Origin of the sequence: Klebsiella sp. 10 (genome assembly GCF_018223925.1) — a bacterium.
Lineage (GTDB): Bacteria > Pseudomonadota > Gammaproteobacteria > Enterobacterales > Enterobacteriaceae > Klebsiella > Klebsiella pneumoniae.
Map to the genome: position 1 here is coordinate 114321 of NZ_JAGRRB010000011.1, position 14776 is coordinate 129096.

10 protein-coding genes are annotated in these 14776 nt (G+C 60.1%); 6 read left to right on the forward strand and 4 right to left on the reverse strand.

The genetic code is table 11. The features are described from left to right. Positions 1-44: 44 nt before the first annotated feature. The gene (gene rdgC / locus KHQ26_RS12575; RefSeq protein ID WP_002890285.1) at positions 45-956 is read right to left on the reverse strand and encodes a recombination-associated protein RdgC; all 912 of its coding nucleotides are present in this window, start codon (positions 954-956) and stop codon (positions 45-47) included. Between the two features lie 89 nt (positions 957-1045). Between rdgC and mak the strand changes: the two genes are divergently transcribed. Beyond that, positions 1046-1960 carry a fructokinase gene (gene mak, locus KHQ26_RS12580; RefSeq protein ID WP_004177274.1) on the forward strand — a complete coding sequence of 305 codons (915 nt, stop codon included), beginning with the start codon at positions 1046-1048 and terminating at the stop codon, positions 1958-1960. A gap of 73 nt (positions 1961-2033) precedes the next feature. Here mak and sbcC read toward each other — a convergent pair whose 3' ends face one another. Both sbcC and sbcD read right to left on the reverse strand, forming a co-directional pair. Continuing rightward, a complete protein-coding gene (sbcC, locus tag KHQ26_RS12585; RefSeq protein WP_004177273.1) occupies positions 2034-5171 on the reverse strand; it encodes an exonuclease subunit SbcC in 3138 nt (1045 codons plus the stop codon). After that, positions 5168-6373 (reverse strand): exonuclease subunit SbcD, encoded by a 1206-nt coding sequence (gene sbcD / locus KHQ26_RS12590; protein ID WP_004177272.1) that lies wholly within the window; start codon positions 6371-6373, stop codon positions 5168-5170. Before sbcD ends, sbcC begins: the two co-directional genes overlap by 4 nt. A 182-nt stretch (positions 6374-6555) precedes the next feature. Here sbcD and phoB point away from each other — a divergent pair, with 182 nt between their 5' ends. The 5 genes from phoB (at position 6556) to malZ (ending at position 13724) form a co-directional block, all read left to right on the forward strand. After that, positions 6556-7245 carry a phosphate response regulator transcription factor PhoB gene (gene phoB / locus KHQ26_RS12595; RefSeq protein ID WP_002890343.1) on the forward strand — a complete coding sequence of 230 codons (690 nt, stop codon included), beginning with the start codon at positions 6556-6558 and terminating at the stop codon, positions 7243-7245. Positions 7246-7266: 21 nt separating this feature from the next. Next, positions 7267-8562: a phosphate regulon sensor histidine kinase PhoR gene (phoR, locus tag KHQ26_RS12600; protein ID WP_002890344.1), complete on the forward strand. Its 1296-nt coding sequence runs from the start codon at positions 7267-7269 to the stop codon at positions 8560-8562. Between the two features lie 413 nt (positions 8563-8975). Beyond that, positions 8976-10295 carry a branched-chain amino acid transporter carrier protein BrnQ gene (gene brnQ, locus KHQ26_RS12605; protein ID WP_004144627.1) on the forward strand — a complete coding sequence of 440 codons (1320 nt, stop codon included), beginning with the start codon at positions 8976-8978 and terminating at the stop codon, positions 10293-10295. An 86-nt stretch (positions 10296-10381) separates the two neighbouring features. Then, positions 10382-11755, forward strand: a complete 1374-nt coding sequence (gene proY, locus KHQ26_RS12610; protein ID WP_004177271.1) for a proline-specific permease ProY — start codon at positions 10382-10384, stop codon at positions 11753-11755. 151 nt (positions 11756-11906) lie between these two features. Beyond that, positions 11907-13724, forward strand: a complete 1818-nt coding sequence (gene malZ, locus KHQ26_RS12615; RefSeq protein WP_004147293.1) for a maltodextrin glucosidase — start codon at positions 11907-11909, stop codon at positions 13722-13724. On the opposite strand, the gene KHQ26_RS12620 is transcribed toward malZ, so the two are convergent. Next, positions 13721-14623, reverse strand: coding sequence for a LysR substrate-binding domain-containing protein (locus KHQ26_RS12620; protein WP_002890353.1), 903 nt, complete (start codon positions 14621-14623; stop codon positions 13721-13723). The two genes, malZ and KHQ26_RS12620, sit on opposite strands and share 4 nt — an antisense overlap. Positions 14624-14776: the final 153 nt, after the last annotated feature.

The window sequence follows — 14776 nt, forward strand, 5'->3', positions numbered from 1 at the left end:
CGGGTTGTTTTTTCCTTCCTGCCCGGCAGGAAGGAAAGCGGCGCTTAGCGCTGCGCTTCGCCGCCGAGCCCTTCCACCAGGCTTTGGATCAGGGCAGCCAGCTCGCCGGTCATTAAGATAAAGTCGGCGTCAAAGCGCTGGGCGAAATCTTCCCGATCGATATCTTCGTTTTGGTCGCGCAGTTCATCGCAGAACTTGAGGCGTTTAATTGACGCGTCGTCGCAGATCACAAACTGAATACGCTGCTGCCAGTCCAGCGCCAGCTTGGTGACGACCTTCCCGGCCTCAATGTGTACAGCGATTTCGTCGCTAACCAGATCCTGCTTCTTGGCGCGGATCACGCCGCCATCTTCCAGCATCGCTTTCAGCTCGGCTTCGTCCAGCAGCTGGAAGCCCTGCGCCACGGTGCCGGAGCGGACCCACTCGGTCAGCGTTAGCTCAATCGGATTCTCCAGGGTCAGCGGCACCACCGGCAGCGAGCCGAGGGTTTTACGCAGCAGGGCCAGAGTATCTTCCGCTTTCTTCGCGCTGGCGCAGTCGACCATGATCAGGCCGTTGACGGTGTCGATCCACATCATTGTCTGGCTGAAGCGGCTGAAGGCGCGCGGCAGTAGCGAGTGCAGCACTTCATCTTTCAGGGAATCTTTCTCGGTCTTCTTCAGCTTGCGCCCCTGATCGGCTTCCAGCTTCTGGATCTTTGCCTCCAGCGCCTGCTTAATCACCGGCGACGGCAGGATCTTCTCTTCTTTACGCGCGCAGATAATGATCTGGCCGTTTGCCGTATGCGTCAGCGCGTCGCTGTGCGATCCCATCGGCGACACCCAACCGGTTTTCGCCATATCCTGGCTGCCACAAGGGGTAAATGTCAGCTCGGCCAGCTGTTTTTCCATCTCCTCGGCGCGCAATTCGATATCGCGGCTGAGACGGTAAACCATTAAATTTTTGAACCACAGCATGATAATTTCCACGGCTTTGTCGTTAAATCAGGCGGGCATGATAGCGAATTGTCGCTATGCTTGCATTGTTAATCGGTGAGGAGCTGAGCGTGCGTATTGGTATTGATTTAGGTGGAACAAAAACCGAAGTGATAGCCCTGAGCGACCAGGGAGAGCAGCTGTTTCGCCACCGGTTACCCACGCCGCGGCAGGACTACCGGCAAACCATCGAGACCATCGCCACTCTGGTGGCGATGGCCGAGCAGGCGACCGGACAGCAGGGTACCGTGGGGATGGGCATTCCTGGCTCAATTTCGCCTTATACCGGGGTGGTGAAAAACGCCAACTCGACCTGGCTCAACGGCCAGCCCTTTGATAAGGACCTCAGCCTGCGCCTTGAGCGGGAAGTCCGGCTGGCTAACGATGCCAACTGTCTGGCGGTGTCGGAAGCGGTGGACGGCGCGGCGGCGGGGGCGCAAACGGTATTCGCGGTGATTATCGGCACCGGCTGCGGCGCCGGGGTGGCGCTCAACGGGCGGGCGCATATCGGCGGCAATGGTAACGCTGGCGAATGGGGACATAACCCATTGCCGTGGATGAACGACGATGAGCTACGCTACCGTGCGGAAGTCCCTTGCTACTGCGGCAAACAGGGGTGTATCGAAACCTTTATCTCCGGCACCGGTTTCGCCACCGACTATCAGCGGCTGAGCGGCCGAGGGTTAACCGGCAGCGAGATTATGCGCCTGGTGGGAGAAGGTGACGAAAAGGCTGAACTGGCGCTGAGCCGCTATGAACAGCGGCTGGCGAAATCGCTGGCCCACGTGGTGAATATCCTCGACCCGGACGTTATCGTGCTGGGCGGCGGGATGAGCAACGTCGAACGGCTGTATCAGACGGTGCCGGACCTGGTGAAGCAGTGGGTCTTCGGCGGCGAGTGTGAAACGCCGATCCGCAAAGCGATGCACGGCGACTCCAGCGGGGTACGCGGCGCGGCCTGGCTGTGGCCGCTCCAGGGGACCTGAACCGCTTCCCCGCCCCCTAACCCTCTCCCTCGGGAGAGGGTTAGGGGGCGGGGACATCGCCATAATTCAGACCTCACTCCACCGCAAACGCTTTGTCCAGCCGGCTATAGCCCAGGCCGTTAATCTTCTTCACTTTGATCTGCACCGGAATGCGGTCTTTCATCGCCTCCACGTGGCTGATCACCCCGATAATCTTACCGCTGGCGTTAAGGGCATCCAGGGCGTCCAAGGCCGTGTCCAGCGTTTCGCTGTCGAGGGTGCCGAAGCCTTCATCAAGAAACAGGGAGTCAATCCGCGTCTTATGGCTCACCAGGTCTGACAGCGCCAGGGCCAGCGCCAGGCTGACGAGGAAACTTTCGCCGCCGGAGAGGGTGCGGGTGTCGCGCACGGCGTCGGCCTGCCAGGTATCGACAACCTCCAGCTCCAGCGCCTCGCTGGCCTTGCGCTGTAGCAGATAGCGGCCATGCAGGCGGTTGAGCTGCTGGTTTGCCAGCCAGACCAGATTATCCAGCGTCAGCCCCTGGGCGAATTTGCGGAACCGGTCGCCGGTGCTGGAGCCGATCAGCGAATTGAGATAGCCCCAGTCGTCCGCCAGCTGCGCCGCCTCTGCAATCTGCTGCCCCAGCGCCTGCTGCTGTTGACGGCTCTCTGCGTCCTGCCTGAGCTGCTGGCGGATCTCACCCTGGCGGGTAGTGTTATCCCGCAGCCGCTGGGCCAGGGCGTGCAGCTGGGTTTGCAGGGTGGGGACGTCAGCGTCCACCCCTTGCGGACGCAGCGCCAGGTGCGCCTCATGTTGCCGGGTCGCCTGCTCGCAGAGCGCAGCCGCCTGCTGAAGCTGCTGCTCCAGCGTCTGTTTTAACTGCGTCAGCCGCTGGGCGGTCTCGTCATCCAGCAGCGCGGCGAGGAACGCCTCCCGATCGCTAAAGCGGCTGGAGGCCAGGGCGGAGGTGAATTGCGCCTGCGACTGGTCCAGACGCGCCTTTTCCTGGGTTTCCTGCTGCTGCTGGGCGACAAGCTGGCTGTGCAGCGACAGGCATTCCTCGTGGATTTCGCGCCAGTTGTCCGGGATGGCCGACTCAGCTTCAACCTCTGTCTCGTCGCTGGTCGGCAGCGTCTCCAGCAGTGGCCGCAGAGCAGCGATTTGCTGCTGAATGGCATCATGTTGGGTCTGTTGCGCCTGCCACTGGGCAAATTCGCTTTCGCGAGCGTGCAGCCAGGCGGCTTCTGTCCCTTCTGCCGGCAGGCTCAGGGCCAGGGCCTGCAGGGCGCTCTCCAGTCCCTGGCGCGTGGCCGCCAGCTGCTGCTCGGCCTGGCGCTCCAGCGCCTGCTGATCGTTAAGCTGACTCTGCAACATCAGGCGCTGGCTGAGCTGATAGAGCTGCTGCTCGTAGCGCTCCTGTTCCTGCATCCAGTCGTTTATCTCTTGCGCAATATCCCGCGCGATGTGCAGAGAGGCGCAGGTCTCCTGCCACGCTTTAGTAAGCGCTTGCTCTTCCTCTGCGAGCCGCCCGGCCGCTTCGGTGTCACGCTGAAGCTGTTGCGTCAGGGCCTTGACCTGCCCGAGGATCAGCAGGCCTTCTTCTTTCAGCGCGGCGACCTCCTTTTCCAGCGCATCGCGGCGGCGCTGATTATCCGTGAGCGTCAACGAGGCGTATTGTTCAATCGCCGGGTGTTCACAGGCGCCGCACAGCGGACAGGGCTTACCCGCCTCGAGCCGGTCGCGGTAGCTTTCCAGGTCTTTGATCGTTTCTTCCCGCTGGCAGAGCGCCTTCAGGTCGAGATAGTGCTGGTTTTTGTCTTTATATTGTTCCCGGCGCAGCGTCAGGGTAGCGTTAAGTTTTACCTGCTCCGCCTGCGCCTGCTGGACGCTGTCGGCGTTCTGGCGCAGACGCTTGCGCAGCAGCTGATGCTGCTCATGCAGGGAGATCAGGCGCTGGCGCAGCGGCCGCGATTGGGTTTGCTGTTCTATCGCTGCGGCAACGTCATCCGCGCTCAGGGTGAGAGGGCTGGCTGGCAGCGTGGCCAGCTTCTGGCGTAGCGCGGCCAGGCGGGTGCTCTGAGCCGTTAGCTGTTGTTTATCCCGCGTCAGTTGCGAGAATTGCGCCCGCCAGCCGGCGATCTCCTGACCCCATAAGCGGAAACGCTCATGGGCGGCCAGCCACTGCGCCAGATCGGCCAGTTCAGCCTGACGCTGCTGCTGAGCGCGCAAGGCGCCCTGGCGGATGCGCGCGCGCAGCGCCGTGCTGGCAAGTAAGCGAGCATTTACTTCACTGATCCGCTGCCGGGTTTGCGCCAGGCCTGCCGTCTGCTCCTGCTGGCGCTCCCACAGGGGACGCAGTTGAGCGGCGGGCTGGGCCAGCTCAAGCTTCGCCAGCGCCGGGGCGGCGTCCGCCAGCGCCTGGCGGGCCTGCTGCTGCCGGGTGGCGGCCTGCTGCTGTTGCTGCGCCAGCTCGTCGCGGCGGGTCAGCCACTGGAGCTGCTGCTGCTGGCTCTGCTGCTGGGCCAGCAGGGCTTTTTCTTCGTCAGTAAGTACCTGCAAACTTTCCTGCAGCGCCTGCTGCTGGGCCTCCGTCAACAGGACGATGCCCGCCGCCTGGGCTTCGAACTTCTCCAGCGCATGGCGAGCGGCTTTGTGCTGTTCGTAGACCATGGCTGAAATCTGGCCGTAGATTTCCGTGCCGGTCAGCTCCTCCAGCAGCTCCGCGCGATCGCTCGGCTTCGCGTTCAGGAAGGCGGCAAATTGCCCCTGGGAAAGCAGCATCGAGCGGGTGAAGCGGCCATAGTCGAGGCCGGTAAGCGTCGCGGTTTGCTCCAGCTTGTCCGAGACTTTATCGGCGAGGATTTTGCCGTCAGCGCAGCGCGCCAGCTCGACGCGGGGCGCCTGCAGATTGCCATCCGGCTGGTTACGGGCCCGGTTCTGGCTCCAGAAAGCGCGGTAGGCGATGCCTTTTACTTCAAACTCGACTTCCGCCAGACACTCGGCGGTATCGCGGGTCATCAGGTCGTTTTGCGACTGGGAGACTTTATTCAGGCGCGGCGTTTCATGATAGAGCGCCAGGCAAATGGCATCGAGCAGCGTGGTTTTCCCGGCCCCGGTGGCGCCGGTAATGGCGAACAGGCCATTGCTGGCGAACGGCTCGGCGGTAAAGTCTATCTTCCATTCCCCTTTCAGGGAGTTGAGGTTTTTCAGACGCAGACTGAGGATTTTCATGCGTTTTCATCCTCCGCGGTGAGCGTATGCACCGTATGGGCGAACAGCTCATGCAGCCGGGCGCGCTTCATATCGTCAATTTCGGTCAGCGCCAGCCGGCGCTCGAATACCTCCTCCACCTTCAGTTCACTGAGCGTCTCCCGCTGGGCGTTGAGCAGTATTTTCTCGCGCTGCTCGCGGCTGCGGCGCACCAGCAGCACTTCCACCGGCAGATCCTTCGTCAGCGCCTGAATATGACGCTGAATATCGTGCAGATAGTCCTCGGTGGTGATTTCGATATCCAGCCACACCGGCGGGTCCTGCTCGACGCCGCGCCACTGCTCCAGCTGGGCGGTGATGGCGGCCAGATCGCCTTTGATTACTGCCAGAGGCTGGGTCACGGGCACCTCCAGGGTTTCCACGGCGCTAAGTCGCCCCTCGCTAAAGCTCACCAGATGCACCGATTTCGCTTTGCCGGTTTCATCGAAGCTCAGCGGCAGCGGCGAGCCGCTGTAGCGGATATGCTCGCAGCCGCCGACCATCTGCGCCCGGTGAATATGGCCCAGCGCAATGTAGTCGGCAGGGGGGAAGTGTTGCGCCGGAAAGGCATCCAGTGTGCCGATGTAAATGTCGCGGACGGCATCGCTTTTGCTGGCGCCGACGGTGGTCAGATGGCCGCTGGCAATGATGGGCAGCGGCCGATCGCCGCGCAGCGCGCAGGCCTGCTGATACTGCTCCTGATAATAGTCGCTGATGGCGTGCAGCAGCTGCTGCTGTTTTTCCCGACCGGAGTGACCGGCCTGGCTGGTCACCAGCTCGCGCGGGCGTAAAAACGGCACCGGACAGAAGATGGCGCCCGGCGTGCCGTCGCGCAGCGGCAGCTCAATCGGCGCGTAGCCGGCGTTCGCCACCACGGTGGTGTGTAAAAAGGCGAGGATATCGCGGGATTCATTGAGCATCGCCACCGAGTCGTGGTTGCCCGCCAGCACCACCAGGCGACAGCCGGTCTGCTGCAACTGGACGACGAAACGGTTATACAGTTCGCGGGCGTAGCTCGGCGGCGAGCCGGTATCAAAAATATCGCCAGCCACGATAATGGCGTCGACTTCATGCTCCTGCGCGCGGTCCAGTAGCCAGGTAAGAAAAGCGTCGTGTTCGGCCGCGCGGCTTTTGCTGTAAAAATTCTGGCCCAGGTGCCAGTCGGAGGTGTGAAGGAGGCGCATAAATCTTCCCTAGCGAAAAAAGCATGGGCGGCAGTATACCACTTGTTAGTGAGGGGTAAGTCCGCGTCGTGCTTCAAAATACCCGATCATCAGACGGTCATTTTTTTCATAAATCTGTCACAAAAGTGACGCATAATGACGCCGCACTTCTATACTGATGGCTAAAAAACACAGGGTAAATAATGGCGAGAAGAATTCTGGTCGTTGAAGATGAAGCTCCAATCCGCGAAATGGTCTGCTTTGTTCTGGAGCAAAATGGCTTTCAGCCTGTCGAAGCGGAAGATTATGACAGCGCGGTGAATCAACTCAATGAACCCTGGCCTGATTTGATTCTCCTGGACTGGATGCTGCCGGGCGGTTCGGGGCTGCAGTTTATTAAACTGCTCAAGCGCGAGGCGATGACGCGGGATATTCCGGTAGTGATGCTGACCGCGCGTGGAGAAGAAGAGGATCGCGTTCGCGGCCTGGAGACCGGCGCGGATGACTACATCACCAAGCCTTTCTCTCCGAAAGAGCTGGTGGCGCGAATCAAAGCGGTGATGCGCCGTATTTCACCGATGGCGGTGGAAGAGGTGATCGAAATGCAGGGGCTGAGCCTCGACCCTTCATCGCACCGGGTAATGACCGGCGACAGTCCGCTGGATATGGGACCGACGGAATTTAAATTATTGCACTTCTTTATGACCCATCCGGAGCGGGTGTACAGCCGCGAACAGCTGCTGAACCACGTCTGGGGGACCAACGTTTATGTGGAAGACCGCACGGTGGACGTCCATATTCGCCGCCTGCGCAAAGCGCTGGAACACAGTGGCCATGATCGTATGGTGCAAACGGTTCGCGGCACGGGGTATCGTTTCTCCGCCCGTTTCTGAATTTTGACAGGAGTGTGACCCGTGCTGGAACGGCTGTCATGGAAAAGGCTGGCGCTGGAGCTCTTTTTAGCGTGTATTCCGGCCCTGATTCTGGGGGCGTTTGTGGGTCATCTGCCGTGGTTTTTACTGGCGGCAGTGACCGGTTTGCTGATCTGGCATTTCTGGAATTTGATGCGCCTGTCGTGGTGGCTGTGGGTGGACCGGAGCATGACTCCTCCGCCTGGCCGCGGCAGTTGGGAGCCGCTGCTGTATGGTCTGCACCAGATGCAGATGCGTAATAAAAAGCGTCGGCGCGAGCTGGGAAGCCTGATTAAACGCTTTCGCAGCGGGGCGGAATCGCTACCGGATGCGGTCGTCCTGACCACGGAAGAGGGGGCTATTTTCTGGTGTAATGGCCTGGCGCAGCAGATTCTAAACCTGCGCTGGCCGGACGACAGTGGCCAAAACATTCTTAACCTTCTGCGCTATCCTGAGTTCGCCAACTATCTGAAACAGCGCGATTTTTCAAAGCCGCTCAATCTGGTGCTGAATAACGCCCGTCATCTGGAAATTCGCGTGATGCCCTACAGCGACAAGCAGTGGCTGATGGTGGCGCGCGACGTGACGCAGATGCATCAGCTGGAAGGGGCGCGGCGGAACTTTTTCGCCAACGTCAGCCATGAGTTGCGCACCCCACTGACGGTGCTGCAGGGCTATCTGGAGATGATGCAGGAGCAGGTGCTGGAGGGGGCGACCCGAGAAAAAGCCCTGCACACCATGCGGGAGCAAACTCAACGTATGGAAGGCCTGGTGAAGCAGCTGCTGACGCTGTCGCGTATTGAAGCCGCGCCGGCGCTGGCGATGAATGATCGCATCGACGTGCCGATGATGCTGCGGGTGGTGGAGCGCGAGGCGCAAACTCTCAGCCAGGAGAAACAGACGCTGATCTTCACCGTCGATGAGCAGCTCAAGGTGCTGGGTAATGAGGAGCAGCTGCGCAGCGCCATCTCCAACCTGGTCTATAACGCGGTGAACCACACCCCGCCGGGGACCGAAATTCGCGTCAGCTGGCAGCGGACCCCGCAGGGAGCGCTGTTCAGCGTCGAGGATAACGGGCCAGGCATTGCGCCGGAGCATATTCCCCGTCTGACCGAGCGTTTTTATCGGGTGGATAAAGCCCGTTCCCGGCAAACGGGGGGCAGTGGCCTGGGACTGGCGATCGTCAAACACGCGGTTAACCATCATGACAGCCGGCTGGAAATCGACAGCACGGTGGGCAAGGGAACCCGCTTTAGCTTCCTGCTCCCGGAACGATTAATTGCCAAAAATGACGCCTGATCGACGCGCTGTCAGTTTATCTTGCCAATGACCAGCTTCAGCTGGTCATTTTCATTGGCAGTCGTTTTTTCTCGCCTATTTAATGAGCGCGCGCTGCTTTTTTGTTCGCATGATAAGCCACGGGTTTTCTATCAATATGGTAAATGATTCTGGTGTGAAAGACATAACCAGCATAATCATCTGCTTTTGCGATCGTGCCTTGCTTTAAAACGTTATAAGCGTTTAAATTGCGCCTGCGCAGTCGATGACAGACTGCTTTTGCGTGGTAATACCAAAAACAATTCTTTCCCACGCCGCTTCGGGAGCATATCTCGCTGAGTTTACCGGCAATGGCCGCTGTATCGTCCCTGAGAGGGGAGCGCGGTATTTTTCCATTTTTTTACAACACCACATCCACAGGCAGTAATGAATTTATGACCCATCAGTTAAAATCTCGCGACATCATAGCGTTGGGCTTTATGACCTTCGCGTTGTTCGTTGGCGCAGGCAACATTATTTTCCCTCCGATGGTTGGCTTACAGGCGGGCGAGCACGTCTGGACGGCGGCGATCGGCTTCCTGATCACTGCGGTGGGTCTGCCGGTGCTGACGGTGGTGGCGCTGGCGAAAGTCGGCGGCGGCGTTGAAAGCCTGAGCACCCCGATTGGTAAAGTGGCCGGTATCCTGCTGGCGGTGGTGTGCTATCTCGCGGTAGGACCGCTGTTCGCGACGCCGCGTACCGCGACCGTCTCCTTTGAGGTCGGTATTGCGCCGCTGACCGGCGACGGCCCGCTGCCGCTGCTGATCTACAGCGTTATTTACTTCGCGCTGGTGATTCTGGTCTCCCTCTATCCGGGCAAACTGCTGGACACCGTGGGCAATTTCCTTGCGCCGCTGAAAATTATCGCCCTGATTGTGCTGGCGGTCGCCGCCATCATCTGGCCAGCGGGCCCGATCAGCGACGCGCTGGAAGCGTATCGTACGGCGCCATTCTCCAATGGCTTCGTCAACGGCTACCTGACCATGGATACCCTCGGCGCGATGGTATTTGGCATCGTGATTGTTAATGCCGCTCGCTCACGCGGCGTCAGCGAAGCGCGTCTGTTGACCCGTTATACCGTCTGGGCTGGCCTGATGGCGGGCGTCGGCCTGACCCTGCTGTATCTGGCGCTGTTCCGTCTGGGCTCTGACAGCGCTACTCTCGTGGATCAGTCCGCCAACGGCGCGGCGATCCTCCATGCCTACGTGCAGCACACCTTCGGCGGGGCGGGCAGTTTCCTGCTGGCGGCGCTGATCTTCATCGCTTGCCTGGTGACGGCGGTGGGCCTGACCTGCGCCTGCGCTGAGTTCTTTGCCCAGTATCTGCCGTTCTCCTATCGCACGCTGGTCTTTGTTCTCGGCCTGTTCTCCATGGCGGTCTCCAATTTGGGCCTTAGCCATCTGATCCAGGTATCGATTCCGGTGCTGACCGCTATCTATCCGCCGTGTATCGCACTGGTTGTATTAAGCTTTACCCGCAGTTGGTGGCATAATTCGTCCCGCGTTATCGCGCCGGCCATGTTTATCAGCCTGATGTTTGGTATCATTGACGGGATTAAGTCATCAGCATTTGCCGCGATTCTGCCGGACTGGACCGCGCGTCTGCCGCTGGCGGAGCAGGGCCTGGCCTGGCTGATGCCCACCGCCGTGATGACCATTCTCGCGGTGATCTGGGATCGCGCAGCCGGACGTCAGGTGACTTCCAGCGCGCATTAACCGGCGGTGAGGACAAGCGTTTAACCACGGGACTTCGGGTTCCGTGGTTTTTTATTTTTTGTGTTAAACGGCATTGAAAAACCACGATGGAAAGTAGTAACAAGCTTAAGCGCGGGCTAAGCACCCGGCACATTCGCTTTATGGCCCTGGGTTCCGCCATCGGCACCGGGCTTTTTTACGGCTCGGCCGACGCCATTAAAATGGCCGGACCCAGCGTACTGTTGGCCTACATTATCGGCGGCGTCGCGGCATATATCATTATGCGGGCGCTCGGTGAGATGTCGGTGCATAACCCTGCCGCCAGCTCATTCTCCCGCTATGCCCAGGAAAACCTCGGCGGACTGGCGGGCTATATCACCGGCTGGACCTACTGCTTTGAAATCCTGATCGTCGCCATCGCCGACGTTACCGCCTTCGGCATCTACATGGGCGTCTGGTTCCCGACGGTGCCGCACTGGATCTGGGTGCTCAGCGTGGTGCTGATCATCTGCGCCGTCAACCTGATGAGCGTCAAGGTGTTTGGCGAGCTGGAGTTCTGGTTCTCGTTCTTCAAAGTGGCCACCATTATCATCATGATCCTCGCCGGGTTCGGCATCATTATCTGGGGGATCGGCAACGGCGGCCAGCCGACGGGGATTCATAACCTGTGGAGCAACGGCGGCTTCTTCAGCAACGGCTGGCTGGGAATGGTGATGTCGCTGCAGATGGTGATGTTCGCTTACGGCGGCATCGAAATCATCGGCATTACCGCCGGTGAGGCGAAGGACCCGGAGAAATCCATTCCGCGCGCCATCAACTCGGTGCCGATGCGCATTCTGGTGTTCTACGTCGGCACGCTGTTCGTCATTATGTCCATCTACCCGTGGAATCAGGTGGGAACCGACGGCAGCCCCTTCGTCCTGACCTTCCAGCATCTGGGCATTACCTTCGCGGCCAGTATTCTTAACTTCGTGGTCCTGACGGCTTCGCTGTCGGCGATTAACTCCGACGTGTTCGGCGTGGGCCGTATGCTGCACGGCATGGCTGAGCAGGGCAGCGCGCCGAAGGTGTTCGCTAAAACGTCGCGTCGCGGTATTCCGTGGGTGACGGTGATGGTGATGACCATTGCGCTGCTGTTTGCGGTATACCTAAATTACATCATGCCGGAGAACGTTTTCCTGGTGATCGCCTCCCTGGCCACCTTCGCCACGGTGTGGGTGTGGATTATGATCCTGCTGTCACAGATAGCCTTCCGCCGCCGTCTGTCGCCCGAAGAGGTTAAGGCGCTGAAATTCAAAGTCCCTGGCGGGGTGGTGACCACGGTGATCGGCCTGCTGTTCCTGGCCTTTATTATCGCCCTTATCGGCTATCATCCGGACACCCGCATCTCGCTGTACGTCGGTATGGCGTGGATTGTGCTGTTGCTGCTCGGCTGGGTCTTTAAGACCCGCCGTGAGCGCCGCCTGGCGCAGGCTCAGTAATCGACATCGCCCCGGTCAGCATCGCGCGGCCGGGGCGGCTTGCGGTCCCGCGTCCTCCCCCGTTATCCTCCCCCAAAAAGTTCTGAGATGATGAGTTCTGCGCCCGGCGGCTATGGCAAGGTGTGCCCATTCTGCACAATGAGGATTCACGATGTTGAAGGCATGGCACCTTCCGGTTGCACCCTTTATCAAGGTGCAACAGGACCGACTGTTTATTACTCTGTGGTTAAGCGGTGAGTCGCTGCCGCAGCGGATCACGCTGCGCGCGGAAGAGGATAACGAAGAGCTGTCGCTGCCGATGCAGCGGCTCCGCCAGGCGCCGCAGCCAGGCGTGGTGGCATGGCGCGGCGAAATCTCTCTCGCCAGCGGCCAGCCGCGCCGCCGCTACAGCTTTAAGCTGCTGTGGGCCGACCATCAGCGCTGGTTTACGCCACAAGGCTTCACCCGATTCCCGCCGGCCCGACTGGAGCAGTTCGCCATTGACCTGCCGGACGCCGGCCCGCAGTGGGTGGCCGATCAGGTGTTCTATCAAATTTTCCCCGATCGCTTTGCCCGCAGCGCCGCGCGTGACGCCGACCAGGATGCGGTCTATTACCATCACGCGGCGGGACGGGAGATTGTGCGCAAGGCGTGGGACGACCCGCTTACCGGCGAGGCGGGCGGGTCGACGTTCTACGGCGGGGATCTCGACGGCATCAGCGAAAAACTTCCCTACCTGAAGCAGCTCGGCGTAACCGCTCTGTATCTGAACCCGGTTTTCGCCGCCCCCAGCGTGCATAAATACGATACCGAGGATTATCGGCGCGTCGATCCGCAGTTTGGCGGCGACGCGGCGCTGCTCCGGCTGCGCCACAACACCCAGCGGGCGGGAATGCGCATGATCCTCGACGGCGTGTTCAACCATACCGGCGATTCCCATCCCTGGTTCGACCGTCACCAGCAGGGCAGCGGCGGCGCCGGCCACGATCCGGACTCCCCGTGGCGCGACTGGTTTACCTTCTCAGAGGAGGGGCAGGCGCACAACTGGCTGGGCTATGCCAGTCTGCCGAAGCTCGACTATCGGTCGACCAGCCTGGTCAACGAGATCTATGCCGGTGAAGACAGTATCGTACGCCACTGGCTGAAGGCGCCATGGAGCATGGACGGCTGGCGTCTTGACGTGGTGCATATGCTGGGCGAAGGCGGCGGGGCGCGGAATAACCTGCAGCATATCGCCGGCATTACCCAGGCAGCGAAGCAAGCGCAGCCGGAAGCTTTTGTCTTTGGCGAACATTTTGGCGACGCGCGCCAGTGGCTGCAGGCGGATGCCGAAGACGCGGCGATGAACTATCGTGGCTTCACCTTCCCGATCTGGGGATTCCTCGCCAATACCGATATCTCTTACGATCCGCAGAAAATAGACGCCCAGACCTGTATGGCGTGGATGGATAATTATCGCGCCGGGCTGTCGCATCAGCAGCAGCTGCGGATGTTCAACCAGCTCGACAGCCATGATACGGCGCGTTTTAAATCTCTTCTTGGCAAAGACGTAGCGCGCCTGCCGCTGGCGGTGGTGTGGCTGTTCAGCTGGCCGGGGGTACCGTGCATCTACTATGGCGACGAGGTGGGCGTGGATGGCAATAACGATCCGTTCTGCCGCAAACCGTTCCCGTGGGATCCGGCGCTGCAGGATACCCAGCTGCTGGCGCTGTATCAGCGGATGGCGAAACTGCGTAAGGCCCACCAGGCGCTGCGCTACGGCGGCTGTCAGGTGATTTACGCCGAGGATAACGTGGTGGTGTTTGTCCGCGTCTACAAACAGCAGCGGGTGCTGGTGGCGATTAACCGCGGGGAAGCCTGCGAGGTGGTTATTGAAGATTCCCCGCTGCTGAACGTGGCCGGGTGGACGCTGCAGGAGGGCGCCGGCGCCTTCCAGGACGGGGTGCTGACCCTCCCGGCCATCTCCGCCAACGTCTGGTCCGGCCGTTAATGGTAGAGCTGGCTCAGCAGGTCGCCGCGGAGGAGCGCCTCCCGCCACCAGCGCTGAGCCAGCCCATCATTCCCGCTGCGCCAGGCCATATAGGTAATATCCTTTTCCCGCCAGCAGGCGACGCTTTTCTCCACCAGACTGCCTTTTACCAGCCACGGGCGAGCGATATGGCGCGGCAGAAAGCCGCAGCCCAGCCCGGCGCACAATAGTTCGACTTTACTGGCGAAATCATCGACGCCGATTTGCGGCTGCTCGTCGAGGAGATTGCTGTTGAGCGGATGGCAATAGCGGGCGCTGTCGCGGATCACGATGGCCCGATGCTGGCTGAGCTGTTTATTGGCCAGTGGCTCCTTCGCCTGAGCCAGCGGGTGATGGGGGGCGACGACGAAAATGTTATCCAACGCGCCGAGGGTTTGCCATGACCACTCCGCGGAGGTGGGCGGCTCATTGATGGCGCCGAGGATAATATCCGCCCCATGATGGGTCAGCTCTTCCCACGAACCGGCGAGGGTGTGATGGCTGAAGTTCAGTCGCGTCTGTGGGTTTTGCGCGTAAAACTCGGCGATCAGCGGCAGCAGGGCCGAAAAGGGAAATGAGGCGTCAAGGGCGATGGCTAGCTCTCGCTCCCAGCCCGCGCTCAGCTGCTGGGCCTGCTTTTCCAGATCTCTGGCGGCACTTAAAAGCTGTCGCCCCTTCTCCAGCATCAGCCGGCCGGTATCGGTAAATTTTGCCCGATGGCCGGAACGATCCAACAGCACGATGTTCAGATCGCTCTCCAGCTTCTGGATCATATAGCTCAGAGCGGCGGGGGTTTTATACAGCGACTCCGCGGCGGTGGCGAAGGATCCGTGGCGGTCAAGGGCATCAAGGATCATCAAAACATCAAAGTTTACGCGCATATGAAACTATCCATTAATTTGTTTTCTCTGTTGTACCTAAGCGCAATAATCAAAGCCAGTGAATAAATCAGAACAGTTTGGCGTAAAAATTTGATTAAAACAGGCGTGAATAAATCCTGGTCGCGGCAAAAAATATAAACCATAAAAAATCCT

Bases quoted from the DNA above. Each gene is read 5' to 3' on its own strand.
- sbcD (WP_004177272.1), bottom strand. From the start codon at position 6,373: ATGCGCCTCCTTCACACCTCCGACTGGCACCTGGGCCAGAATTTTTAC.
- malZ (WP_004147293.1), top strand. From the start codon at position 11,907: ATGTTGAAGGCATGGCACCTTCCGGTTGCACCCTTTATCAAGGTGCAA.
- brnQ (WP_004144627.1), top strand. From the start codon at position 8,976: ATGACCCATCAGTTAAAATCTCGCGACATCATAGCGTTGGGCTTTATG.
- sbcC (WP_004177273.1), bottom strand. From the start codon at position 5,171: ATGAAAATCCTCAGTCTGCGTCTGAAAAACCTCAACTCCCTGAAAGGG.
- rdgC (WP_002890285.1), bottom strand. From the start codon at position 956: ATGCTGTGGTTCAAAAATTTAATGGTTTACCGTCTCAGCCGCGATATC.
- KHQ26_RS12620 (WP_002890353.1), bottom strand. From the start codon at position 14,623: ATGCGCGTAAACTTTGATGTTTTGATGATCCTTGATGCCCTTGACCGC.
- proY (WP_004177271.1), top strand. From the start codon at position 10,382: ATGGAAAGTAGTAACAAGCTTAAGCGCGGGCTAAGCACCCGGCACATT.
- phoB (WP_002890343.1), top strand. From the start codon at position 6,556: ATGGCGAGAAGAATTCTGGTCGTTGAAGATGAAGCTCCAATCCGCGAA.